Raw genomic sequence first — 23,592 nt, 5'->3', positions numbered from 1 at the left:
TTAAACATACGTCAAATCGGGAGCCTTTCAAATAGGATGTTCCAATTATGACGATTTTTTATCACGAGTTCGTCGAATAAAATACCGGGTTTGTCTGATCCGGAGCCGACCTGGTATAAAGCCCTGGTGGGCATTGCAACGTTTTTTCTCCCGTTGCGTCTTATGGGTGAAACAAATTTTAAAAATCCTAAAGAAACACGAAGACATGAAAACATTGACCAATACATTGACTGGTACCCTGATCGCAACTGCTTTGTTCCTGAACTCGGCTAAAGTTGCCGCTGCTGCAGTAAAAAATGAAGCGCCGGGAAAGGAAACGGCCATTGCTTATAACCGGATCAAAGTAAGCGGAAATGTTACTGTTTTGCTGTCCCAGGGAAAAAGAGAGGGCGTTACCGTAGAAAGTGATTTTGATCGCAGGAATCTCTCGGTTACGAAAAGGGGCTATACTCTGATGATCCATGGTAAGGGGACCGATCGCATCGTTGTAACCGTTGTTGTAAAGGACCTGCACCGCATCGATGCCTGTGAAAAAGCAGAAGTAAAGACAACCGGGCAGTTAAACCTGAAGTACCTCCAGGTATTGCTTAGGGATGATGCCCGTGCCGATGTAAAAGCAGATACGGAAAGCCTTTATACTTATACAGTGGGTAATGCAGATCTTAAGCTGAGTGGCAATACCTTAGACCATACCTTGCTTAAAGACCGTATCTCAAGGTTGGACGCAACACACCTCACCGCTGCCAGGACCAGCCTTGATTCCCTAAAAAATGAAATGACCAGTATTATGCTGAAGGGCAGGTAAAGCCCGCTTCCTTTTTCTTGACCTGAAGATTACCTGTTTTCAGGGTAGATTCCCGTTATTTGTGAACGTAGGAGATAAAGCTATCCGTTGTATTATCAGTAATTTAGGCACTTTGCTGTGTGAATGTTGATAATTATTTGCTGGCTTCTGTGGTTTATTATTGTAAACTTATGGTGTATAGCTAACACAGGGATCTGTTCTTTAATTATTCAAGAGATGGAAGAGGAATTTTACTTTGATTTTAGTGACGATGCGCAGCGTTCGGTAGAGCGCTACGAGGAGATGATACGAAACCAGGACCAATATTTTTTTGATGCCCAAGCCTTTGAAAATATTATTGACTACTATATAGACAAGAACGATCCGGTTAAGGCACTTCAGGTAGTGGAATATGCCATCAGTCAGCATCCCTATGCCTCCGTGTTCCTGGTCAAGCAGGCACAGCTCTTTTATGTGACAGATCAGTTTGAAAGGGCTTTTCTTTCCTTACAGAAGGCAGAGATGCTGGAGGCTTCCGATGCAGATATTTATGTACTGAGGGGAAATATATTCAATACCCTGGAGCGTTATTCAGAAGCGCTGGAAAATTTTCAGAAAGCCCTGGAGTTTGCTGAGACTACAGACGAGATCCTGCTTCAGATTGCCTATGTATATCAGAACATGCTCGACTACGAAAATGCCATCGTCTACATCAAGCAGAGCCTGGAACAGAATATGGAAAATAAAGATGGGCTGTATGAGCTGGCCTTTTGTTATGATATTCTGGATAAGCAGGAGGAAAGCATTAAGTTTTATCAGGAATACATTGATAATGACCCCTATTCTTATGCAGCGTGGTATAACCTTGCCAATTCCTATCATAAGCTGGAGCTTTATGAAAAAGCAATTGATGCCTATGATTATGCGATACTGATCAAGGATAGCTTTGCTTCTGCCTATTACAATAAGGGAAATGCGCTTGTGCAGCTTGACCGCTTTGCCGAGGCCATAGAAGTTTACAGGCAGACATTCGAGTATGAAAAGCCAAATGCAGATACCTATTGCGCAATCGGCGAATGTTACGAAAAGCTGGAAAAGATGGACGAGGCCAGGTCTTATTATAAAAAGTCTGTAAAAATGGACCCGAATATGGCTGATGCATGGTTTGGCATTGGTGTAACCCTCAATTTTGAGGAACGGTACTTTGAGTCACTTCATTTTTACAAAAAAGCTGTAGAGCTGGATGCTGAAAATCCTGATTTCTGGTTTGCGATTGCAGACGCCAATTATAAGCTCGGACAAATCGAACAATCTGTTGAGGCTTACTATAAAGTTTTGGAATATAATCCTTTAGATGTTGAGGCCTGGCTCGACTTTTCCACTGTACTTTATGAACAGGGCAAACTGCTTGAAGCTTCTGAAGCCATTGCAGATGCCATTAAAAACAATCCGGATTCAGCTGAGCTGTATTATAGAATGGTAGCTTATCTTTTCGCGATGGGAGAAAAAAATGAAGCTATGGTTTATTTGGAGACTGCGCTTTCTGCAGATCCTGAAAAACACCACATTCTGTTTGAATATCTTCCTCAGCTTCAGGAAAATGCCTCGGTATTGCAGGTGATCAGCCGTTATATAAAATAAGAGATGGGGCAGTTTTTTGGCAGGTGCTGGTAAAAAACTGTTCATTTTTTTTCACCTTTGTCAGCAATATGAATTACCCATTGAACAGTTTACCAGAAAGACCGGTAAAGCCACGGAATAAAGGCATTACGATGGTTATGGATAAAGGACTCAGCAAGAGGCAGACAGAAGATTTCATAGACGTTGCGGGAATACATACTGACATTGTTAAGTTGGGATGGGCAACTTCTTTTGTAACGCCTCATCTTAAGGAGAAGCTGGCCATTTATAAAGCTGCGGGTATCCCCACCTATTTTGGCGGCACCTTGTTCGAGGCTTTCGTCATCCGGAACCAGTTTGATGACTACCGCCGTGTGCTGGACCAGTTCAATATGGAATACGTGGAGGTTTCAGATGGATCGATCAGCATTGAACATGACCAGAAATGTGAATATATCCGTAAGCTTGCCGAACAGGTGACCGTGATTTCCGAGGTAGGCTCTAAAGATGCGGCAAAGATATTTGCGCCTTATAAGTGGATAAAGTTAATGCAGGCAGAGATTGATGCAGGTTCCTGGAAAGTGATCGCAGAAGCCAGGGAAGGTGGAAATGTGGGTATTTACAGGGGTTCGGGTGAAGTCAGGGAAGGTCTTGTAGACGAAATCCTGACACAGATACCGGAAGAAACCATTATCTGGGAGGCCCCGCAAAAGGAACAACAGGTATGGTTTATTAAATTGCTCGGCTCTAATGTAAACCTGGGCAATATTGCCCCCGCCGAAGTGATTCCCCTGGAAACTATACGCCTTGGGCTTAGAGGAGATACTTTTGACCATTTTCTGAACTTGGGGACCCTGTAAAGAGCCCTGGAATTAATGCTATGAGAAAATTTGGACTGATCGGCTACCCGTTGTCGCATTCCTTTTCAAAGAAATTCTTCACCCAAAAGTTCAGTGCTGAAGGTATTGAAGACTGCGTATATGAATTGTACCCGATAGAAGATATTACCCTGTTACCAGAGCTGATCAGCAATGACCCGGAACTGGAAGGGCTGAATGTGACCATACCTTATAAACTGGACGTCATGCCCTACCTCAATGAAATTGAGGGGGCAGCGCTGGAGATCGGCGCAGTAAATTGCATTTCAGTTAACCGGGATGCAGGAGGGCTGCACCTGGACGGTCACAATACAGATGCCTACGGATTTGAGACTTCTTTGTTGCCTCTGTTAGAACCGCACCATACCAAGGCACTGATCTTTGGGGACGGCGGTGCCGCAAAAGCCGTCAAATATGTGCTTAATCAGCAAAGAATTGAATTTCTTTCCGTTACACGGAAGGTGATGCCCGGGACAATTACTTATGACGAGGTGACCCCGGATATCCTCGGTGTATATACCTTACTCATCAATACCACACCGCTGGGCATGTCGCCTGACCTGGAAAGCTTTCCGCTGATACCTTACGAGGCGCTTTCGGAAAGACATCTGGCCTACGACCTTGTCTATAATCCTGAAGAAACCCGTTTCCTGGAAATGGCGCGGAAGCAACAGGCGAAAATAAAAAACGGACTGGAAATGCTTCATCTCCAGGCGGAACGATCCTGGCACATTTGGAATCGCTAATGAAATCGGTGGGGCTGTATATATTGGTATTTTGCCTGTTTATGATGATGGGCGCCTGTGCAGGGGATGATTACAGCCCAAAGCCCAGGGGATACTTCAGGATCGTTTTACCGGAAAAGGCATACCATAAGTTCAACGATACCTGTCCCTATAGCTTTGACTACCCCGTTTATGCGGCGATGCAGCATGATGACAGCAGAGATGCCGCGCCTTGCTGGTACAACCTCAATTTTGTAAGGTTCAATGGCCGCTTGCACCTCACCTATTACGATGTATCTTCAAAACGCGAATATGAGGCGCTGGTGGAAGATGCCAGGACTTTCGCCTTTAAACATACTGTAAAGGCCAGCGCCATCGATCAGCGGCTCATCAGTTTTCCGGACCGTAAGGTCTACGGGATCTATTATGCCATCGATGGCAATACCGCCTCTTCTATACAGTTCTTTCTGACAGACAGTGTTAAGCATTATTTCAGAGGGGCATTATATTTCAATGAAAGGCCTCAGTTCGATTCCATACAACCGGTAGTGAACTTTATCAAAATGGATATTGACCGGTTGATTGAAACATTTCAGTGGAAAAATTGATATATTACCATAATGATCAGCATCAAAGGATTTACTTTTAACCCGGTAGCGGAAAACACCTATGTGCTTTTCGATGAAACTGGTGAATGTACCATCATCGATCCGGGCATGTACAATGCTTCGGAGCAGAACCAGCTGGTAAATTTCATCAGGGAAAACCGACTTCGGCCGGTATTGCTGCTCAATACCCATTGTCATTATGACCATATTTTTGGCAATAAATTCGTCTACGACAACTGGGGGCTGAAGCCACAGTTCCACAAGGGCGAGTTGCCCATGCTCCAGGCCATGCCTTCTTATATAGCCATGCAGGGACTCCAATACGAACTCAGCCCCGAACCAGAGGTCTTTTTACCTGAGCAGGGAAAGGTCAGCTTTGGCAACAGCGCGCTTGAGTTGATTTTCGCACCCGGGCACTCTCCGGCACACCTTTGCTTTTACGGAAGGGAAGACAATTTCCTTATCGGAGGTGACGTGCTTTTCTATAACAGCATTGGCCGTACCGACCTGCCGGGTGGCAGCCATACACAACTGATCAGCAGTATCCGCAATAACTTGTTCGTACTGCCAGATGACTGCGAAGTATTTCCGGGCCATGGGCAGCCGACCTCCATCGGACTTGAGAAACAGTACAACCCCTTTTTAAAATAACGGGCTAACATAACCAGGACACTACGATTGAACACCGCATTATACATAGCACGCAGGTATCTTTTCGCCAAGAAATCCACCAATGCAATCAATATCATTTCCGGTATTTCTATGGTTGGGGTGTTTGTTGGCAGTGCAGCACTGATCATCATTCTCTCTGTGTTCAACGGATTTGAACAGGTCGTCCTTAAAATGTTCAATACCATTAGTCCCGAACTGGTCATATCGCCTAAGCAAGGCAAGACATTTGATCCGGATGCAGGGTATTTTAAGGAGCTTCGCAAAGATCCGGCAGTTTATTCTTTTACTGAAGTGCTTTCAGAAAATGCCTTGCTGAGATACAATGATAAACAGAGTGTTGCGCTGGTCAAAGGGGTAAGTCCTGACTATCTTAAAAACCATAGCCTGGACAGCATTACCCTGGAAGGTAAGTTTGTTCTGGATAACCCTGCAGGCCACAATGCGGTCATCGGTTCGGCGATTCAGGCTTATTTAATGGTCAATACTACCGATCCCTTTAACCAGTTGCAGGTTTTCTCTCCAAAGAAAGGCCGGAGCGGCAGTTCGGTCAATCCGTCTGACGATTTTAATGTGCTGTCCATTCCTGTGGCGGGAGTATTTGAGGTGCAGCAGGATTTTGATAACATTGCCATTGTACCCTTATCGTTTGCACGGACGCTGCTCGACGAACCTACAGCTGTATCATCAATTGAGATCAATCTGAATCCCTCTGTGGATGTGGGGCATTTCAAAGACGCCCTGACAGATCGCCTTGGTGAAAAGTATGACATAAAGGACAGGGTACAGCAAAACAAAGTGTTGTACAACATTCTGGGCAGTGAGAAGTGGGCTGTCTATATTATTCTCACTTTTATTCTGATCATTGCTATCTTTAATATCATTGGCTCACTGACCATGCTTGTGATCGATAAATTAAAAGACATTGCTATTTTGAGAAGCCTGGGTGCCGGCCGGCAGCTCATCCGGCGGATATTTTTGCTTGAGGGAATGATGATCACACTCAGTGGTTGTATTTTGGGCCTTATCGCCGGACTCGTTTTCTGTCTAGTGCAGCAGGAGTTTGGTATCTTTAAGATGTCCCAGGAAAACCTGGTCATTGCAAATGCCTATCCGGTGGCCATCAAAGCACAGGATTTTATGCTCGTTTTTTTTACTGTAGGTGTGTTTTCTTTTGTGGCATCAGCTTTGTCTGCTAATTTAAGTGTGAAGAAGATAAACCAATTAAACCAAGATCTTTAGCGTATGTTTTTTTGCAAAAGAGCCATATTCCTGATCACAGTAGCCGTTATGTTCCTGCTGGCCTGCAACCAAAAGCCAGAGGAAAATAAGGGAAATACCGTGAGAATCGTAAAAGGGCTTTATAGCTATGGCCCTGAGATCAAATCATTTACTGATTGTGAGGAAGGTACGGAGTATTGGGTGGCTGATAGTGCCCGGACACTTGAGCTGCAATACAGTAAATTCAACTTTGAACGGCCTTACGAACCCGTTTATATAGAGGCTGAGGCCCACTTCATTAAATCGGATAGTCTTATCGTCTCCGCCGATTTCGATTCCACAATGGTGGTCACCAGAGTACTGAAAATTACCCGTGAGATACCCGACGGTCCCTGTAAATAACATGCCCGGAAGGGAGCGGTCACCAATTTTATGCCATCAGATAAATTTCCCTGCTTAGTGGTGCAATGAGCCCCTTTTCCTGTGCAAGTTTGAACAAAATATCAATTGCTTTCCTGCCTTCCTGTCCTAGGTCTGCTGAGTATTTGTTTACATACAATTCGATGTGTTTATACATCACAGACTCATCCATCTCCTGGGCATGACTGCGGATAAAATCCAATGCGGATTTAGGGTGTGAAAAGGCATATTCCACCGATTTCCTCAATACCCGGTTCATTTTTTCCTGTATCTCTTGCTCCAGTCTCCGGTTCACGACGATCCCACCCAACGGTATTGCACAACCGGTCAGTTCCTCCCAGTAGTTGCCCAGATCAACCACTTTATGTAAGCCTTTGTCCTCGTAAGTAAACCGGTTTTCATGAATAATAAGACCAAGGTCGATGTTGCCGGCCAGGAGTTCTCCTTCAATTGCTGAAAAGACCAATTCTCTTTTGTTCAGCAAATGGGGAAAAGCGATCCCCAGCAAGAAATTAGCTGTTGTATATTTTCCCGGTATTCCCACGCGAAGATGCGCACCAGGGTCCTTTTTTTCCGTAAGTGCAGGATCTTTGGCAATGAGCATAGGACCGACACCGAAACCAAGTGCACTGCCTGCATCCAGCAGGGCATATTGTTCATACACATGTGCAAAGGCATGGAAACTCAGCTTGGTCACATCCAGTTCTGCCCTGAAGGCTTTTTGGTTTAGTGTCTCAACATCGTCGAAGAATACCTCAAAGTCAAGACCTTCGGTATCGATCTTATGGTGGATCAGTGCATCGAAGATAAATGTATCGTTAGGGCATGGAGAAAAGCCAAGTGTCAGTTTCATTGTGGCAAAGTTAAGGCGTTGATAGGCATCTCCTGGTTATGATTTTGTCAAAAACCGGATTGCCCAGTCATTCAGCTTTTCCAGAGCTGGCCCGATCTGCCATGCAGACCTGTTACGCGGTTCTACATAGTTGGAAACCGCTCTTACCTGCAGACAAGGCAGGCCTGTTTCAGCACAGGCATAAAATACTGCCGCACCCTCCATACTTTCAGTAACCGGCGCCAGTCTTTCCTTTATCGCAGCGATACTTGCCGCATGACCATGTACACAGTTTACGGTAATGCCACTTACTGCCGGCAAGCGTTTGATCAGCGGATGGTTGATTTGACAGGTCGCAGAGAACCTGCTTCTGCCGAAACCCAGATCGTCTATACGGATAAAGTTATGATGATCTTCTGCGCCCAGCTCGGCAAACTCATCAGAGGTCACATTCAATACCGTGCCCAAAGGAATGGAACGGTCAAAGCAGCCCGCGATACCGAGGTTTAACACCAGGCCGTATGCCTCCGACAAATGCCTGCCAAGTGCATAGGCGGTCGCTGTCATGCCTACTCCCGTAAGCAGAATGTCAAATCCGTCCGCTTGCACAAACCGTCCCTGAGCGAGGCGAAAGTGACTATAAAGGCCACTCAATTCCGCTGCGGTGGCAGCCACGATCAATGTTTTTGTCTTCATCTTGTCTGCATCAGTATCGCCTAAGTTAGCCATTTGTATTTTACTTTAACCTTTCTGCGTATATTTGTCACTCATATAACAGGCAATGATATATATAACGAGAAAAGCCTCATTCAACGCGGCGCACAAGCTGTCCCGTCCTGACTGGACAGATGATCATAACGCCGAAGTGTTCGGGAAATGTGCAAACCCAAACTGGCACGGACACAACTACCAGCTTTATGTTACCGTCAAAGGCGAAGTCAATCCTGAGACCGGATTTCTTGTAGATCTTAAATGGCTTAAGGAAGTCATCAACATAAATGTAGTGGACAAGATCGACCACCGTAACCTCAACCTCGACGTTGATTTTATGCAAGGTAAGCTGGCGTCTACAGAAAACCTGGCCATTGCCGTCTGGGATATCCTTTTCCCGCTGATCGGTGTATCCGGCGCCCGGCTGCACAGCATAAAGATATACGAGACCGAGAACAATTTTGTTGAATATTTCGGTTAATAACATTCAGATATGAAATACACAGACCAGTTTGATGAAGAAGAAGAGAACGGTTATGTTAAAATAGACCGCTATAACGAAATCAAGATCGCTTCAGTAGCCCATCATTATAAGGATATCCTGGCCCAGCTTGGGGAAGATCCCGAACGGGAAGGCTTGGTCAAGACTCCCGAACGGGTCGCGAAAGCACTGCAGTACCTCACCCATGGGTATGATATAGACCCGGCGGCGATCCTGCGTGGGGCAATGTTCCGGGAAGACTACAGCCAGATGGTCGTCGTAAAGGATATCGAGGTGTTCTCGATGTGTGAGCATCACATGCTCCCGTTCTTCGGAAAAGCACACGTAGCTTATATTCCCAACGGCCACATCGTAGGATTGAGCAAAATTCCGCGCATCGTAGATGCATTCGCCCGTAGGCTGCAGGTTCAGGAAAGATTGACCAATGAGATCAGGGATTGCATCCAGGAAACACTGTTGCCGGCAGGTGTCGCTGTAGTGATCGAATGTAAGCACCTGTGTATGGCGATGAGGGGCGTGCAAAAGCAAAACTCTGTAACGACTACCTCCGCTTTTACCGGTGAATTTGCCAAAGACAAGACCCGTGCTGAGTTCCTTCGGCTGATAACCGCTAATTTACACTAATATCAAAAACAGGATACTTCATAACCTTAACCAAACGCATAAATAAATGAAAGCATATATCTTCCCCGGACAGGGAGCCCAGTTCCCGGGTATGGGAAAAGACCTTTATGAAAACGAAGCTGCCAGAGCCCTTTTTGAGCAGGCCAACGAAATTATCGGTTTCCGCATCAGCGACATCATGTTCTCGGGAACAGAAGATCAGCTGAAGGAAACCAAAGTGACCCAGCCAGCCATTTTTCTGCATTCCGTTATCCTGGCTAAGACGCTTGGTGCACAATTTCAGCCAGACATGGTTGCAGGACATTCCCTCGGCGAATTTTCTGCCCTGGTAGCTGCGGGAGCCCTTTCTTTTGATGACGGTTTACGACTTGTCATTGCCCGTGCCAACGCCATGCAAAAAGCCTGTGAACTGCAACCTTCTACCATGGCTGCAATTCTTGGTCTTGGCAATGAGACTGTAGAGCAGGTATGTGCAGGGATCGATGAGGTGGTTGTCGCTGCAAATTACAATTGTCCCGGACAGATCGTAATTTCCGGAAGTATAGCGGGTGTAGACATCGCTTGTCAGCAGCTTACCGCTGCCGGTGCAAAACGTGCCGTTAAACTTAATGTAAGTGGCGCGTTTCACTCACCACTGATGGAGCCTGCAAGACTCGAGCTTCGGGCCGCTATCGAGAGTATCACCATTAATGCTCCTTTCTGCCCTATTTACCAAAACGTCGAACCACTACCTAACACCGATCCGGAAAACATCAAGAAAAACCTGATTACCCAGCTTACCGGTGCGGTCAAATGGACCCAGACCATTGAGCAGATGATCACAGACGGTGCCAGAGAATTCATTGAGGTAGGCCCGGGAAATGTATTGCAGGGACTGGTGAGAAAGGTAAGCCGGGAAGTACAGGTCAGTTCAGCATTAATAGAATGAAGTAAGCAGAACTAGAGTCGGTCAACGTGAGTATAGCAGGCAAAATCAGGTTTCTACTATTGGTCTTAGGTGCTTGCTGTATCGTCACGGCTTTGTCACTTAAACATTCCATTACCAGGAAGGACCAGCTCCGTTATGAGGCTGCACATTTGCAGAATAACCTTTTGGTCAAGGAAAGAATAATCGACAATTTTTTAAGAGACCCCAAGCAGCTAGAGGGCGCTAAGCAATATCATCTTAATGATGATTATGGCATGAATTTCATCAATACCTATCGCGAAAAGGGCATCAATATGCTTACTTTTCAAAATGGCGTGCTAAGGTTCTGGAGTACCATCAGGGCCATACCGACCGATCCGGAGTTCATCCGAGAAGGTTCTTCCTTCGTCCAGTTTCCCAATGGCTGGTATGAAGTCATTAAAAAGACTTCCGGTTCCTATATCATCCTTTTCCTCATCGATGTCAAGAACCAGTATGCCATACAGAACCAATACCTGGATGAAGAGATCTCACCCTTGCTTTCCGCTTCTAACGCGCTGACAAAAGCATCCTTTACCGATGAAAATACCTATCCTATACATAATCTGCAGGGAAAGCTCCTTTTTGAAGTAAAATTGAAGCCTGGATATACCCGTGGTATCTATGCTACGGTGGAAATCTGGCTCTGGTCCATAGGTTTGTTCAGTATTTGTCTTTTTTTCAATTCTTTCTGTTCCTGGCTGGTAAAAAAAGGACAGCTGGTACCGGCGACAATACTGCTCTGCCTGTTTTTTGCAGGTGTCAGAATCACTGATCTTGAATTTGGCTGGTTCAACAGGCAGTTCGACCTTCTTATCTTCAGTCCCAGGATATACGCAGAGAGCTTCTTTATGCCTTCGCTTGGAGATTTTCTGCTCAACGTTATCGCACTGACCTGGGTGGTCCTGTTCGTCTACACGTACAGGGACCGGTACCAGGTGCCGCGTTGGTTCCGGCATCACAGAATTTTCGGTTTCGTGTTGCTGGGGGTCTTTTTACTGATCTTCACCGTTGTGGCGCTGCTGTTCGATAAAGTATTCTTCGGGCTGATCATTAATTCCAAGATCAATTTCGACATCACGAATATTGTTAATCTGGGCTGGATCAGCTGGGTAAGTATTATTATTCTTTGCCTGGTATGGTTCAATGTTTACCTGATCGTTATCATTTTCCTTCAGCAGACGAAGCAACTTAATATCAGCGACAGAGAGCGGCTTGTCTTTTTCCTTTGTGCGCTGACGCTTTATTTTTTCTACCAGCTGATGACCGGCTTCAGCCTTTTTTTTGTTGCCTGTGCATTATTTGTCTTCGTTACTTCCTGGAACTTTTATAAGAACGAGAACCGTTTTTCTATTGGCATATTTGCGGCCATCTTCTTTTGCCTGGCATTCATCTCGGCCATGAAATATTTGAAATTTACCGGGATCAAGGAAAGATATAACCGGATGGCCATTGCACAGCGCCTGGTCAGTTCCGATGACTTTAAGGTGATTAGCGCCATTGAACACCTGGAGAAAAATATCCAGGCCAACAGCTTTGTACAGCAGTATTTCAGACAGCCTGCGCTGAGTAGCGAGATAGAACTTCAAAAGCACATTGACAAGCAATACCTGGAAGACTACCTGCCCAGGTTCGACTATAATATTTACGAATACAACAACCTGGACTCATCCACCACCGGTCATAAGGGAACAGAGCTTAGCTATTTCAAGGGGCTGGTAAAGGCAGGTTCTGTAAAGGTACAGGAATCTGCTTTCTTCTACCGGGTCAATGACACTTTCGGTTATCAGAATTATTTCGGTATCATCCCGATTCTTGAAAACGAACAATTGCTGGGCACACTGGTTATCGAATTCAAATCACAGCCCTACAACTATCGTGGCCAGTTACCTGAACTGTTACTGGACCGTACCATCCGGAATGATGATGACTATGGCAATTATTCTGTAGCCCTTTATAAAGACGGGAAACTGGAAAACCAGTCGGGCAAATACACGTACAAACTGAACAGTGGCGATTATCATATACGTCCAATGTATGCCGGCTTTTTTACAGACAGCCTCAACTACACACACCTGGCCTATTCTCCGGTTGCGTCCAAGCTGGTTATCATCAGCCGGGAAAATATATCAGCTGTTGTCTATCTCGCTACACTTTCCTTCTTCTTCCTGGTGTTTATTCTGTTTTCAGTAGCGCTATATATCCTCATATGGCTGTTGAAGAATATAGATGAAAGCTGGAACGGCTGGTTTAATATCAACCGCTCGCTGATGATCAATGCCAATAAGGTACTTTACAAGACCCGTATCCAGTTTTCAATCGTATTGTCCGTTGTCGCAACCCTGCTTATCGTCGGCTGGACCACTTATTTCTATATCCGGGACGAATACCGACGGCAGCAGCAAGACTTTATCCGGGAAAAGATCCGTAATGTACAGCAGGCTTATGAACGCAAGATACTGAGTACCGGTTTACCTTATCCAACAGATAAGGCGCTGGCTGATTTTAACCAGTTTGCCGATGCTAATGCAGTATATCTCAATCTTTACGATATCAATGGCCGTCTGCTGTTCACCTCTTTGCCCAGGATGTACGATCAGGGTATTCTTAACCGGCGTATCGGACCGAAGGCATTCATGACGCTTAGCATGAGGCAGGAATCAGAATTTATCAACTCCCAGGAAAAGATCGGGACCTTTTCCTATGCTGCTGCCTACGCGCCTATAAGGGATGTCAGAAACCAGGTCATCGCCTATATTGGCGTACCTTATTATGCCAACGAAGCTGACTATCATAACAAGATCGGTGTGTTTATCAACACGCTGATCAATATTTACGCATTGGTGTTTGTTGCGATCGGAATACTGGCGGTTTTTCTGGCTAACCAGATCACCAGCCCGCTTACGTTTATCCAGGAGAGCATCAGGAAAACAAAACTTGGCCAGAAAAACCAGCCTATTGGCTGGTCACGTCATGACGAGATCGGTTCGCTGATTAAGGAGTACAATAAAATGATCGCCGCCCTGGAAGAAAGTGCAGGCAAGCTTGCCCGTTCTGAGCGTGAAAGCGCATGGCGCGAAATGGCCAAGCAGGTGGCCCATGAGATCAAAAACCCGCTCACCCCGCTTAAGCTGGGGGTGCAGCTCCTGGAAAGAGCCTGGAAAGAAAATGACCCTAATTTCGACAGGAAATTCGAACGTTTCAGCAAGTCATTCATTGAGCAGATTGACAGTCTCTCTACCATTGCCTCTGAATTCTCTAACTTTGCCAAGATGCCAGACACCAAACTGGAAAAACTGCTGTTATTACCTGTTATAGACCAGGCCAGGGATGTCTTTATCAACACCCAGGACGCAGATATCCATATCCGGAACAAGACTACAGCTGACATCATCATCAAAGGTGATAAGGACCAGTTGTTGCGTACCTTCAATAACCTCTTTAAAAATGCCATTGAAGCGGCAAGCACCGATCGGAAATGTGTGGTGGGCGTCACGATCAGCAACGATAAGGAAAATGTAATGATCGAAGTGGACGATAACGGGAAAGGTATTGATCCGGCCTTACATGAAAAGATATTTGTCCCCAACTTTACCACCAAATCTTCTGGTACGGGGTTAGGGCTGGCCTTTGTAAAGCAGGCTGTGGAAAATGCAGGTGGCAGTATAGCATTTAAGTCCTTTGCGGATGTTGGCACTACCTTCTATCTGACCTTTCCGCTTGCTTAGCTTATCGTAACTCAATCTCAGAGCGGCCCATTGTATAGCCGTCCGCATAAAGAATAATTGAATACACCCCTTTCATAAACGGGTTAGGATTGATCCAGTCCATCCTGTAGGAAGTGTTATCGTCGTTATAAGAAATAGATGTGGAAGAACTGAACTGCATTTCCTGGCCGTCCGCCTCAAACATATTGTTCTCATTGGCGATCAGGTTACCAGCGGGATCGAAGACCCTTAAGTAAATCTTATGATAGTCTTTGGTAGCCAGCGGGTTTGGAGTAATATCGAAGAAGACGCTGAGTTTCTTCGCTGTGCCGGCGCGGGTCACCTCAATATTCCGGCCGCTGCTCTTTACCTTATAAGCAGTTACCATCACGTTTGCGGCCTTTAATGCTGAACTGGTCTTTACCTGTGCGGCCAGTTCGTCATTTTGCTTTTCAAGCTCGAGTTTGCGCTTTTCAGCGTTATTTGCAGATTCACGCAGACTATCCATTTTCGACTTCAGGCGCTGGTTCTCCTTTTCCAGTTTGATAATGGTCTCATTGTAGTTACGTACGAAATCCCGGAGTTCCTTAACTTGTTCCTGAGCTTTGTCCAGTTCCTGTTGCGTCAGTTCACCTTCCTGAAGGGCCTTTTTCAGTTCTGCGATCTGTCTGCGGGCTTCTTGCTGTTCGCCGGCTAATTTTTCACTGATGTCAACATTAAGTGCATTTACCTTGTCCAGTTCAGCCTCGATCTTTTCTACCTCCAGCCGGAGTCTTTCTTTCTCTATGGAAACACTGATATAGCGGTCATTCTTATCCCTGTCCTTAAAAAAAAGATATGCATTAGTGCCCAATAGCGCAGCAATGACGATTACGAGAAAATAAATCTTGTTACGGTCGCCTGTATTCACTGAATCGTTATGGTCCGACATGCTCGCTTGCTGGTTGTTTTTTTTATGTTGTATTCGTAAAATTGGGCGAACATATGAAAAAAAGCATCTAAATTGTATGAGACTTTCAAAAAAATCGTTTACTTGCTAAGGGTTAGGAACTGAAACGTCCGCTTTACATAACAATGAAACAAGGTAAAATTATTGAAAGAAAGTCTAAAACAATGTTTGAACACACATTTTATGTGCTGATGTCATTTGTTTTCATTTCGTTTTCCTCATTTTCGCAAAACCTAACAAAAACTGCTCCAAAAAGAGAGTTCAGGGGCATATGGGTTGCCACTGTGACCAATATAGACTGGCCATCCAGGCCCGGTCTTACCGCCGACCAGCAGAAGCAGGAACTGATCGGTATACTGGAAAAACACAAAGCCAATGGGATGAATGCCATTATGCTCCAGGTGCGGCCGGCTGCAGATGCCTTCTATGCCAAAACCAGAGAGCCCTGGAGCCAGTGGCTTACCGGAAGGCAGGGGCTGCCACCGGCACCTGGATACGACCCACTTGAATTTGCCATAAGGGAGGCGCATGCGAGAGGCATTGAACTTCATGCCTGGTTTAATCCCTACAGGGCCAGCATGGGCCCCAACACAGTTTTTCATGAAAGCCATATTACCCGTCAGAAACCGGAGTGGTTTTTTACGTATGCCGGTAAAAAGCAGTTTGATCCGGGCATTCCTGAAGTGAGAGAATACATCGTTCAGGTCATTCTGGATGTTGTCAAAAACTACGACATCGACGGTGTGCATTTCGACGATTATTTTTATCCCTACAAAGTGGAAGGCCAGCGTATCAATGACGATGCCACGTACAGGAAATACGGCAGCACCTTCAGCAATATCGGCGACTGGCGCCGCGACAACGTCAACCAACTTATCCGGCAACTTAACGACAGTGTACATCATTATAAGAAATATATCAAATTCGGAGTGAGTCCTTTCGGTATCTGGCGGAACAGTTCGGAAGACACCCTCGGTTCGGCTACCGCCGGGCTATCCAATTATGCCGAGCTCTTTGCCGATTCCAGAAAGTGGATACAGGAAGGCTGGGTGGATTATATCAATCCACAGATCTATTTCAGTTTTACGCGACGTGTAGCCCCTTTTGGTACACTTGTAGACTGGTGGAGTGAAAATACCTTTGGAAGGCACCTGTATATTGGACAGGCAGCCTATCTTGTAGGGCAGCGGATGGAAGCTGCGTGGCGGTTGCCCACCCAGATTCCGGACCAGGTCAGGTATATCCGGGCAAATAACCGCGTACAGGGTAGCGTCTATTTTAGCTCGAAATCGTTCAGTACGGTCGCAAGGGCTGCGGGAGATTCTCTCAAGAATGACCTGTACAGGTATCCGGCGTTGCCGCCCCAAATGCCCTGGCTGGACGATATCGTGCCGAATCCGCCGCGTGCACTTACTGCAGAAGCCGTGCATGACGGGGTTCACCTGAAATGGCTGGAGCCGCAAAAAGCCGAAGACGGGGAAACCGCCTCCGGCTATGTGATTTACCGTTTTGAAGAAGGAGAGCGGATCAGCATACTCGAGGCTAAAAATATCCTCCGGATCAGCTTTGAGGACTATACCGGTTTCATCGATACCGATACCGAACCTGGTAAAAGGTACAATTATCTGGTTACGGCACTTGACCGGCTGAAGAATGAAAGTGATCCCAGCGGCCCGGTCGGCGTACAGGCCAGGCTGCCTTAGTTCTTTTTCTGCGGCATCAGCACCAGTCTGATATAGTTCTCCGCACCAAGATACTGCTTTGCCGCAGCTTTTGTGCTTTCAACGGTTACCGCTTCAAGGCGCTTCCGGTAATCCATTATCTGGCCGAAGTCTTCGCCGTATTTCATGCGGTTGGCCAGGTAATGCATCCAGAAGTTGTTATCCCGCAGGCTCAGTTCGATCTGTCTTTGCTCTTCGGAACTGAACTTATTAATATCGTCCTGAGTAGCCCCATTTTCCCTGATCTTACTTACTTCGTCGAGTGCAGCGGCGATCAGCTTGTCCACATTGGCCGGTGCGCAGCTGAAAGAGATCGTAAAATAATAATGTGTGTCAGGAAGTTTTTCTACACTCAGGTTTACCCTTGGACTGTAAACTCCGCTTTCCTTCTCACGCAGCCTCTCCAGTATCTTATTTTCCAGCGCAGCTTTCAGGGCGTCCAGCTGGGTATTGTTCACCGTATTGAACACGTAATCGCCGTGCAGGTACAGTTGTACTGAAGCCTTGTCTTCCAGGCCCTTGTACACGGTCTTATCGATTTTGCCCTTTGGCGTCCTTACGCCCTGATCTTTATATTCCTCGCCAGTACCTGAAGCCGGCAGTCCGCCCAGGTATTTTTCGATCATAGGTCTGATGGTTACCGTATCAATCGAACCAGTGATCACAAAGGTCTGTGCCCCATTATCCGCAAAGCGCGCCCGGTAAAAGTCATAGATCTTTTCCAGCGAGATCTTGTCCAGGTCAGTCAGCCCCATTGGCATCGCCCGTTTGTGATAACCATTCAATACAGCCTGTACCGTATCGCCGAAAACACTGTTGGGATCAGCATTCTTGTTGGCCATCATGACGCGGTAATCGCTGATGTTCTTATTAAAGATATCCAGATCCTTTCTCGGGTTGGTTGCAAAGGCATAAACCAGTTGGAAAGCCGTTTCCAGGTCCTTCGGCGACGCACTGCCACTAAAGCCCTGGTAAAGCTCGTCAATATAACTCCCCGCACGGGCCGTATTGCCCGCAAGCAGTTTGTTTAGCTGTGTCGGGTTAAAAACCCCTACACCGCTCTGGTTTATAAGGCCCGCCATCTGTGCAGAAGGCAGATCCGCATCAGCAGCCAGAGAATTGCCCCCTTTGGCAAAGGAAAAGAACAGCACCTGGTCGTTCTTGAAATCCGTAGGTTTCAGCAAGACCTTTATCCCATTGCTCAACGTCAGTTCAGTAACACCAACAGAAGCGATCTGCCGCTGCGATACGACCTTGCCTGCCACAGGCAGCTTATCCAGCAAAGGCCTGGTCAGTGAGTTGTCCACATAGGCCGTTACCGCTTTGCCTGCATTGTTCACAGCGGCCAGCAGTTGGGCGTCCGTTGGCAGGGCCGACTTGTCCTTTTCAGGCGCCTGTACAATAATAATGCGGTTCTCCTTGGTGATCATGCCCTTTACGGCCTGGTTCACCTCGGCAAGGCTCAGGTTATCCAGCGCACGTTTGGTCTCTGCCGAGATGAATTCAATGGAAGGAATGGCTGCTCCGGTCAGGAAATTATTCAGGTATTGCTGTACAAAAGCGGAAGAAGGGGTTTTGTCCTTTTCTCTAAGCTGTTTATCGGCCGCTGCCAGCATATTCTTTCGTGCCACATCCAGCTCCGATTGTAAAAAGCCGAATTTTGCCGCCCGCTCATTTTCCGCAAGCGCAGCATCCAGCGCCTTCAGTAAAGTGCCGCCCGTAGCCGCCACTGCAAAGGTTTGAAAAGCACTGAGACCTTTCACCATACCACCCTGGTAGGGTCCGAAACTGCTCTGTGCATACACAAAAGGAGCATTACCTTTGTCCAGTATCTCCTGTAACCTGGATTGTAACATACTGTTCACCAGCGAAGCAGTCAGCTTCTTCCGGTAGGCGGCCGTTGTGCGGCTCACCTCACCGCGTTGTTTATAGATGACCATCGCCACATTATATTGCTGCTCCGGATCGGTTACCACCTTTACCAGAGGTTCCTTATTGTCCGGCAAGCCATATTCCGGTCGTTTCTTCTGGTTTACAGGGTTGCTCAGTCCCGAAAAGTTCGTTTTGATCAGTTGCTCAACCTCGTTAAGGTCAAAGTCGCCTACAGCGATCACGGCCTGTAAGTCCGGCCGGTACCAGTCCTTATAAAAGCTGCGGAGCCGCTCGTGTTTGAAATTCAGCAGGATATCCGTCTTGCCGATCGGCAAACGTTCCGCGTATCGTGAACCATGCAGCAATACCGGCAACAGCTGTTTGCTCATGCGTTCCTGCGCATTTTTACCCCGCTGACGCTCTTCCTCGACGATCACCCCGCGCTCCTTGTCGATTTCCTCAGCCTCCATAATGATGCCGCCCGCCCAGTTGGCCAGGATCTTAAAACCATTCTTAAAAACGGCTGCACTGTCCGTAGGGATAGGCAACTGGTATACCGTCTGGTCAAACCCGGTATAGGCATTCAGGTCAGCACCAAAACGCACACCTGCTCGCTGCAGGTAGTTGATCATTTCATTTTTTGGGAAATCTCGGGTACCGTTAAAGGCCATGTGCTCTGTAAAGTGTGCCAGACCCTGCTGGTCATCTTCTTCCATCAGCGAACCAATTCGCGTCGCGAGGTAAAGCTCTGCACGGTTTTTCGGTTCCGAATTCTTCCGGATATAGTAAGTCAGCCCGTTGGGCAATTTGCCGATCTTTACATTGGGGTCATTGGGGATCAGGCCCTGCTGTGCCGGCGCTGCCTTTACGGCCGGTGTCCTGACGATTTTCTTTACAGGCGCTTTGGTTTGCGCCAGTACCGGGCTGCCCAATGCCATAAAGGCCGAGAGACCGAGAACGAGGTAATTCAGTTTCTTATTCATAACAAGTTTGTGCCCCAAATCTACGAGTTTGTCGTATAAGTCTACAACAGGTTCGTAGCTATGGGGCACTTTAACAATATTTAACACATTTTAAGGCAATTCTGAGGAAGGCCTTTAAAAATGATACCTTACAAAAGCCTCCATTGCCTCGTAATCGGCCAGTCCCAGGTTATCGTAGGCCTGGGCCGTTTCCCGGTTACGGTCTTCAGCACGCTTCCAGAACTCGCGTGCGTCGTCTCCGGGAAACACTGCTCTATCCTTCTGAGACTGATGTTTAAAGATCGCAAACTTTTTACGTTCCACTTCCTGCGGGCTCAGCGGTACTGCCATTTCGATCTCATGTGTCTCAAACTCCTGCCATGCGCCGCGGTACATCCACAGCCAGCAGTCCTTTACCCAATCTTCTGTTTCCCTGAGGCGTCTTAACGCTTCCAGGATAATGTTAAAGCATACGATGTGAGTCCCGTGCGGGTCTTCAAAATCACCCGCGGCAAATACCTGTTGCGGTTTCACCTTTTGCAGCAGTTCCATGGTCAGTTCCACATCCTGATCGGTAACCGGGTTTTTCTGGCTTTTTCCGCTTTCATAGAAAGGCAGTGCCATAAAATGGATGTGATCATCCTGCAGGCCGCAATAGCGTGCCCCCGCAATCGCCTCACCTTTGCGGATCAGCCCTTTTACCGTTTGTATCTCGGGTGTGTCCACCTGGTTAGGATGCTTGGTTTCCATAAACTCCCGCATGTTCTGATACAGTGCCTTCAGTCCCTCAGGATGGTGTCCCATCTTTTCCGAAAAATCGATATTGAACTCTACAAAGCGAAGTACATCGTCATCCCACACAGCAGTATTGCCGGAAGTCTGGTAAGCCACATGGACGTCATGCTGCTGGTCTACCAGACGGATGAACGTGCCACCCATAGAGATCACATCGTCATCCGGATGCGGAGAAAAGATAATTGAACGCTTCCTAGCAGGTATGGCCCTTTCTGGCCTTTGCGAATCATCCGCATTTGGCTTTCCGCCCGGCCAGCCGGTAATGGTATGCTGTAGTTTATTGAAAATGTCAATATTGATGTTGTACACAGGTCCGCGGTCCACCGCCAGCTGGGCCATGCCATTATTGTTGTAATCGTCTTCGGTGAGCTTCAGTACAGGTTTGCCCAGATGGTTGGCCAGCCAGATCACCGCTTTCCGGGTGAGCCTTTCGTCCCATATGCAGTCTTTCACCAGCCATGGCGTATCGAAGCGGGTCAGCATACTTGCCGCATCCTGATCGAGGATAAATTCCACATGATCTGAAAGTTGCAGGTAAGTGGCCGGCACTTCGCCGGAAATCTCACCTTCTACTGCTTTTTTAATGATCGGGGCCTTTTTCTTGTTCCAGGCCATGAGTATGATCTCCCTCGCCTTGAAGATGGTGCCGATACCCATGGTAATGGCTTTGACCGGCACATTGGACTTACCCCCGAAATCTCTCGCCGCATCGCGCCGGGTCAGGTCGTCGAGTGTGACCAGACGGGTACCGGAATTGGGTGCAGAGCCCGGTTCATTGAACCCGATGTGACCAGTACGGCCAATTCCCAGGATCTGGATGTCCAGCCCGCCCGCTTCAGTGATCTTACGCTCGTAGTCAAGGCAATAGGCCGGGATCGCTTCCAGGCTCAGTGTTCCGTCGGGAATGTGTACATTGCTGCGTTCAATGTCAATATGGTCAAATAGATTTTCATTCATGAAGGTCACATAACTCTGTGCGGCGTCCGGCTGCATAGGGTAATATTCGTCCAGATTGAATGTCACTACATTCCTGAAGCTCAGGCCTTCTTCCCGGTGCATGCGTACGAGCTCGGCATAGACCGACACCGGAGTGGCCCCTGTGGCCAGGCCCAGTACAGCCTTTTCGTTTTGTAATTGTTTTTTTTCGATCAGGTCCCTGATGCGTTTCGCCACGCTGACCGATGCGGCTTTGGGGTTGTTAAATACGGTGACGGGCAGCTTTTCAAAGCGCGTCTCCTCGAGAAGATTTAATCTTGCCATTTAGGTATTGGTTAAGTAAGCACGGAGCAGTAAAGATAGGCTAAGCTGATGGTTTTGTCAAGCCGGACGCGACCCTGTATTGTGGTTTGACCTGTGTTTTCTGCGTTGCCGGTCCATGCAAACGGTTGAGTGTTTTACCATGATCCTGACACCGTACGCTATGTTGATCCCGGGCAGTGACAGATCGATGGTTAACCGCTGCTATACCGGAGGCGTAAAAAAGCTATATTGTCCTCACAAAATCCATAGTGAATGAACCGGAACTGGCAACGTTGTTTTGAACTCGTCCGCAAGAAAGAGCGGATAATCATAGGTCTGATGTCTGGTACCTCGCTGGACGGACTGGATATCGCACTGTGCAGCATCGGCGGCTCCGGTATGAAGACAAAGGTAAAATTACTGAAGTTCTGTACGGTGCCTTACGACAGCGCCTTACGTGAAGAGATGAGGGCGGTCATTTTCCGCAGGGATACGGACCTGCAACTACTGACCCTGCTGAACGCAAAGATCGGTAGTTTGCATGCGCGGCTGGTACTGCAAACTTTGCAGAAGTGGGAGGTTGCCCCTGAAGGCATTGACGTAATTGCCAGCCACGGGCAGACAGTGTTCCATGCGCCGGCTTCGTTTCACGGGCTGGATGGTTACCCGAATGCTACCCTGCAGATCGGCGATGGTGACCATATTGCCGTAGGGACGGGTATCCTTACGATCAGTGATTTCCGGCAAAAGCACATTGCTGCAGGGGGGGAAGGTGCTCCTCTTGCTGTTTATGGTGATTATTTCCTGTTTTCAGACGAGCGCGAAGACCGGGTGATGCTCAATGTGGGGGGCATTGCCAATTTTACCTTTCTGCCCCGCGATGGAAATACGGAGCGGATATTTTCCACGGATGTCGGTCCGGGCAATACGCTGATGGACCAATATGTTCAAAGACATTTTGAGGGGCTTTCCTATGATCGGGACTCAGTTCTTGCGGGTAAGGGAAACTATCATGAGGTTTTGCTGGATGCTTTGCTGGAAGCACCTTTTTTTAGATTGGGTTTCCCGAAAACGACGGGGCCGGAATTGTTCAGCATGGATTACCTGCAAAAGGCGCAGGAGCGTTCCGGCACGGGCGGACTGGCTAAAGAGGATGTGCTGGCCACATTGAATCGTTTTACGGCAGAAGTGGTTGCGGAAGCTATCGGACGCTGTTTTGAAGGCGGCGGTATGCCAGTGATTTACCTCAGCGGGGGTGGCATGCACAACCCTTTACTGAGGAAGAACCTGGAAGCTCTGCTGCCCGGAGTGTTGTTCCGTACTACAGCGGAGCTGGGTATAAACCCGGATGCAAAGGAAGCGGTATTGTTTGCCTTACTGGCCAATGAAATGCTGGCCGGTGACGCTGCTAATTTCGGGAGGCAGGGTATACCGATGGTTGCGATGGGGAAAGTGTCTTTCCCGTTGTAGAACTGGTTTTGAAAAGTTAGGGTTAATTTATAGATTTGGGAGCTTTTACTACAGATATGGCTAGTTTTACACTGACACCCGAGACCTGGCAAAAGGTGAAGATCAAGTTTTTAAGAAAATACCGCGAACTGGCACAGGCTGACCTGGCTTTTGTCCCAGGACAGGAAGACCAGCTGGTGGAGCGGCTGATGGAACTGGTGAAACGGGACCGGGAATACGTGGAGTTTACGATACGGAAGGGTCTGGCTGATCTCTCGGGGAACAGACTGTAGCCTTGTTTTTACCGGCTGTGTTTTGCTTTAAGGGCGGTAAATGTTAAATTGCAGGTAAAACCTGT

Annotated in this window: 20 protein-coding genes; 15 read left to right on the top strand and 5 right to left on the bottom strand. The window is 47.4% G+C overall.

The features are described 5' to 3' along the window. The first annotated feature begins 205 nt into the window (after nt 1-205). The 8 genes from P2W84_RS16295 (at nt 206) to P2W84_RS16260 (ending at nt 6,907) form a co-directional block, all read left to right on the top strand. Nucleotides 206-805 carry a DUF2807 domain-containing protein gene (locus P2W84_RS16295; RefSeq protein ID WP_276091223.1) on the top strand — a complete coding sequence of 200 codons (600 nt, stop codon included), beginning with the start codon at nt 206-208 and terminating at the stop codon, nt 803-805. Nucleotides 806-1,021: 216 nt separating this feature from the next. Continuing rightward, complete coding sequence (locus P2W84_RS16290; protein WP_276091222.1) at nt 1,022-2,425, top strand: tetratricopeptide repeat protein; 1,404 nt, start codon at nt 1,022-1,024, stop codon at nt 2,423-2,425. 68 nt (nt 2,426-2,493) lie between these two features. After that, complete coding sequence (locus P2W84_RS16285; protein ID WP_276091221.1) at nt 2,494-3,264, top strand: phosphosulfolactate synthase; 771 nt, start codon at nt 2,494-2,496, stop codon at nt 3,262-3,264. Between the two features lie 20 nt (nt 3,265-3,284). After that, nucleotides 3,285-4,028, top strand: coding sequence for a shikimate dehydrogenase (locus P2W84_RS16280; protein WP_276091220.1), 744 nt, complete (start codon nt 3,285-3,287; stop codon nt 4,026-4,028). After that, complete coding sequence (locus P2W84_RS16275) at nt 4,016-4,615, top strand: gliding motility lipoprotein GldD (RefSeq protein ID WP_346348967.1); 600 nt, start codon at nt 4,016-4,018, stop codon at nt 4,613-4,615. Before P2W84_RS16280 ends, P2W84_RS16275 begins: the two co-directional genes overlap by 13 nt. Nucleotides 4,616-4,627: 12 nt before the next feature. Then, nucleotides 4,628-5,266, top strand: a complete 639-nt coding sequence (locus tag P2W84_RS16270) for an MBL fold metallo-hydrolase (protein ID WP_276091219.1) — start codon at nt 4,628-4,630, stop codon at nt 5,264-5,266. Nucleotides 5,267-5,293: 27 nt separating this feature from the next. Next, nucleotides 5,294-6,526: an ABC transporter permease gene (locus P2W84_RS16265; RefSeq protein ID WP_276091218.1), complete on the top strand. Its 1,233-nt coding sequence runs from the start codon at nt 5,294-5,296 to the stop codon at nt 6,524-6,526. A 3-nt stretch (nt 6,527-6,529) separates the two neighbouring features. Beyond that, nucleotides 6,530-6,907 carry a hypothetical protein gene (locus tag P2W84_RS16260; RefSeq protein WP_276091217.1) on the top strand — a complete coding sequence of 126 codons (378 nt, stop codon included), beginning with the start codon at nt 6,530-6,532 and terminating at the stop codon, nt 6,905-6,907. Between the two features lie 28 nt (nt 6,908-6,935). Here P2W84_RS16260 and P2W84_RS16255 read toward each other — a convergent pair whose 3' ends face one another. Together P2W84_RS16255 and mqnB are read right to left on the bottom strand one after the other, a co-directional pair. Then, nucleotides 6,936-7,778: a 1,4-dihydroxy-6-naphthoate synthase gene (locus P2W84_RS16255; RefSeq protein ID WP_276091216.1), complete on the bottom strand. Its 843-nt coding sequence runs from the start codon at nt 7,776-7,778 to the stop codon at nt 6,936-6,938. A gap of 36 nt (nt 7,779-7,814) precedes the next feature. Beyond that, the gene (gene mqnB, locus P2W84_RS16250) at nt 7,815-8,486 is read right to left on the bottom strand and encodes a futalosine hydrolase (RefSeq protein WP_276091215.1); all 672 of its coding nucleotides are present in this window, start codon (nt 8,484-8,486) and stop codon (nt 7,815-7,817) included. Between the two features lie 52 nt (nt 8,487-8,538). On the opposite strand from mqnB, the gene P2W84_RS16245 reads away from it, so the two are divergent. The 4 genes from P2W84_RS16245 (at nt 8,539) to P2W84_RS16230 (ending at nt 14,268) form a co-directional block, all read left to right on the top strand. Further along, nucleotides 8,539-8,949 carry a 6-carboxytetrahydropterin synthase gene (locus P2W84_RS16245; RefSeq protein WP_276091214.1) on the top strand — a complete coding sequence of 137 codons (411 nt, stop codon included), beginning with the start codon at nt 8,539-8,541 and terminating at the stop codon, nt 8,947-8,949. 12 nt (nt 8,950-8,961) lie between these two features. Next, nucleotides 8,962-9,594: a GTP cyclohydrolase I FolE gene (folE, locus tag P2W84_RS16240; RefSeq protein WP_276091213.1), complete on the top strand. Its 633-nt coding sequence runs from the start codon at nt 8,962-8,964 to the stop codon at nt 9,592-9,594. A gap of 46 nt (nt 9,595-9,640) precedes the next feature. Further along, nucleotides 9,641-10,522: an ACP S-malonyltransferase gene (gene fabD / locus P2W84_RS16235; RefSeq protein WP_276091212.1), complete on the top strand. Its 882-nt coding sequence runs from the start codon at nt 9,641-9,643 to the stop codon at nt 10,520-10,522. Between the two features lie 92 nt (nt 10,523-10,614). Further along, nucleotides 10,615-14,268, top strand: a complete 3,654-nt coding sequence (locus P2W84_RS16230) for a HAMP domain-containing sensor histidine kinase (protein WP_276091211.1) — start codon at nt 10,615-10,617, stop codon at nt 14,266-14,268. Between the two features lies 1 nt (nt 14,269). On the opposite strand, the gene P2W84_RS16225 is transcribed toward P2W84_RS16230, so the two are convergent. Further along, the gene (locus tag P2W84_RS16225) at nt 14,270-15,178 is read right to left on the bottom strand and encodes a hypothetical protein (protein ID WP_276091210.1); all 909 of its coding nucleotides are present in this window, start codon (nt 15,176-15,178) and stop codon (nt 14,270-14,272) included. A gap of 182 nt (nt 15,179-15,360) precedes the next feature. Here P2W84_RS16225 and P2W84_RS16220 point away from each other — a divergent pair, with 182 nt between their 5' ends. Beyond that, entirely contained in the window at nt 15,361-16,899 is a 1,539-nt protein-coding gene (locus P2W84_RS16220) for a family 10 glycosylhydrolase (protein ID WP_276091209.1), read from the top strand. On the opposite strand, the gene P2W84_RS16215 is transcribed toward P2W84_RS16220, so the two are convergent. Next, complete coding sequence (locus P2W84_RS16215; protein ID WP_276091208.1) at nt 16,896-19,772, bottom strand: insulinase family protein; 2,877 nt, start codon at nt 19,770-19,772, stop codon at nt 16,896-16,898. The two genes, P2W84_RS16220 and P2W84_RS16215, sit on opposite strands and share 4 nt — an antisense overlap. A gap of 114 nt (nt 19,773-19,886) precedes the next feature. After that, nucleotides 19,887-21,806, bottom strand: a complete 1,920-nt coding sequence (gene nagB / locus P2W84_RS16210; RefSeq protein WP_276091207.1) for a glucosamine-6-phosphate deaminase — start codon at nt 21,804-21,806, stop codon at nt 19,887-19,889. Between the two features lie 252 nt (nt 21,807-22,058). Here nagB and P2W84_RS16205 point away from each other — a divergent pair, with 252 nt between their 5' ends. Together P2W84_RS16205 and P2W84_RS16200 are read left to right on the top strand one after the other, a co-directional pair. Then, the gene (locus tag P2W84_RS16205; protein WP_276091206.1) at nt 22,059-23,255 is read left to right on the top strand and encodes an anhydro-N-acetylmuramic acid kinase; all 1,197 of its coding nucleotides are present in this window, start codon (nt 22,059-22,061) and stop codon (nt 23,253-23,255) included. A gap of 56 nt (nt 23,256-23,311) precedes the next feature. Continuing rightward, the gene (locus P2W84_RS16200; protein ID WP_276091205.1) at nt 23,312-23,527 is read left to right on the top strand and encodes a hypothetical protein; all 216 of its coding nucleotides are present in this window, start codon (nt 23,312-23,314) and stop codon (nt 23,525-23,527) included. Nucleotides 23,528-23,592: the final 65 nt, after the last annotated feature.

The organism is Pedobacter sp. JY14-1 (genome assembly GCF_029269825.1).
In the GTDB taxonomy this organism is placed as follows: Bacteria; Bacteroidota; Bacteroidia; order Sphingobacteriales; family Sphingobacteriaceae; genus Pedobacter.
This window is presented reverse-complemented; position numbering and strand designations above follow the sequence as displayed.

Excerpts from the sequence above, each read along its gene's own strand:
- P2W84_RS16295 (WP_276091223.1), top strand. The coding sequence starts at position 206 with ATGAAAACATTGACCAATACATTGACTGGTACCCTGATCGCAACTGCT.
- P2W84_RS16290 (WP_276091222.1), top strand. The coding sequence starts at position 1,022 with ATGGAAGAGGAATTTTACTTTGATTTTAGTGACGATGCGCAGCGTTCG.
- P2W84_RS16285 (WP_276091221.1), top strand. The coding sequence starts at position 2,494 with ATGAATTACCCATTGAACAGTTTACCAGAAAGACCGGTAAAGCCACGG.
- P2W84_RS16280 (WP_276091220.1), top strand. The coding sequence starts at position 3,285 with ATGAGAAAATTTGGACTGATCGGCTACCCGTTGTCGCATTCCTTTTCA.
- P2W84_RS16270 (WP_276091219.1), top strand. The coding sequence starts at position 4,628 with ATGATCAGCATCAAAGGATTTACTTTTAACCCGGTAGCGGAAAACACC.
- P2W84_RS16260 (WP_276091217.1), top strand. The coding sequence starts at position 6,530 with ATGTTTTTTTGCAAAAGAGCCATATTCCTGATCACAGTAGCCGTTATG.
- P2W84_RS16255 (WP_276091216.1), bottom strand. The coding sequence starts at position 7,778 with ATGAAACTGACACTTGGCTTTTCTCCATGCCCTAACGATACATTTATC.
- mqnB (WP_276091215.1), bottom strand. The coding sequence starts at position 8,486 with ATGGCTAACTTAGGCGATACTGATGCAGACAAGATGAAGACAAAAACA.
- P2W84_RS16245 (WP_276091214.1), top strand. The coding sequence starts at position 8,539 with ATGATATATATAACGAGAAAAGCCTCATTCAACGCGGCGCACAAGCTG.
- folE (WP_276091213.1), top strand. The coding sequence starts at position 8,962 with ATGAAATACACAGACCAGTTTGATGAAGAAGAAGAGAACGGTTATGTT.
- fabD (WP_276091212.1), top strand. The coding sequence starts at position 9,641 with ATGAAAGCATATATCTTCCCCGGACAGGGAGCCCAGTTCCCGGGTATG.
- P2W84_RS16225 (WP_276091210.1), bottom strand. The coding sequence starts at position 15,178 with ATGTCGGACCATAACGATTCAGTGAATACAGGCGACCGTAACAAGATT.
- P2W84_RS16220 (WP_276091209.1), top strand. The coding sequence starts at position 15,361 with ATGTTTGAACACACATTTTATGTGCTGATGTCATTTGTTTTCATTTCG.
- P2W84_RS16215 (WP_276091208.1), bottom strand. The coding sequence starts at position 19,772 with ATGAATAAGAAACTGAATTACCTCGTTCTCGGTCTCTCGGCCTTTATG.
- nagB (WP_276091207.1), bottom strand. The coding sequence starts at position 21,806 with ATGGCAAGATTAAATCTTCTCGAGGAGACGCGCTTTGAAAAGCTGCCC.
- P2W84_RS16205 (WP_276091206.1), top strand. The coding sequence starts at position 22,059 with ATGAACCGGAACTGGCAACGTTGTTTTGAACTCGTCCGCAAGAAAGAG.
- P2W84_RS16200 (WP_276091205.1), top strand. The coding sequence starts at position 23,312 with ATGGCTAGTTTTACACTGACACCCGAGACCTGGCAAAAGGTGAAGATC.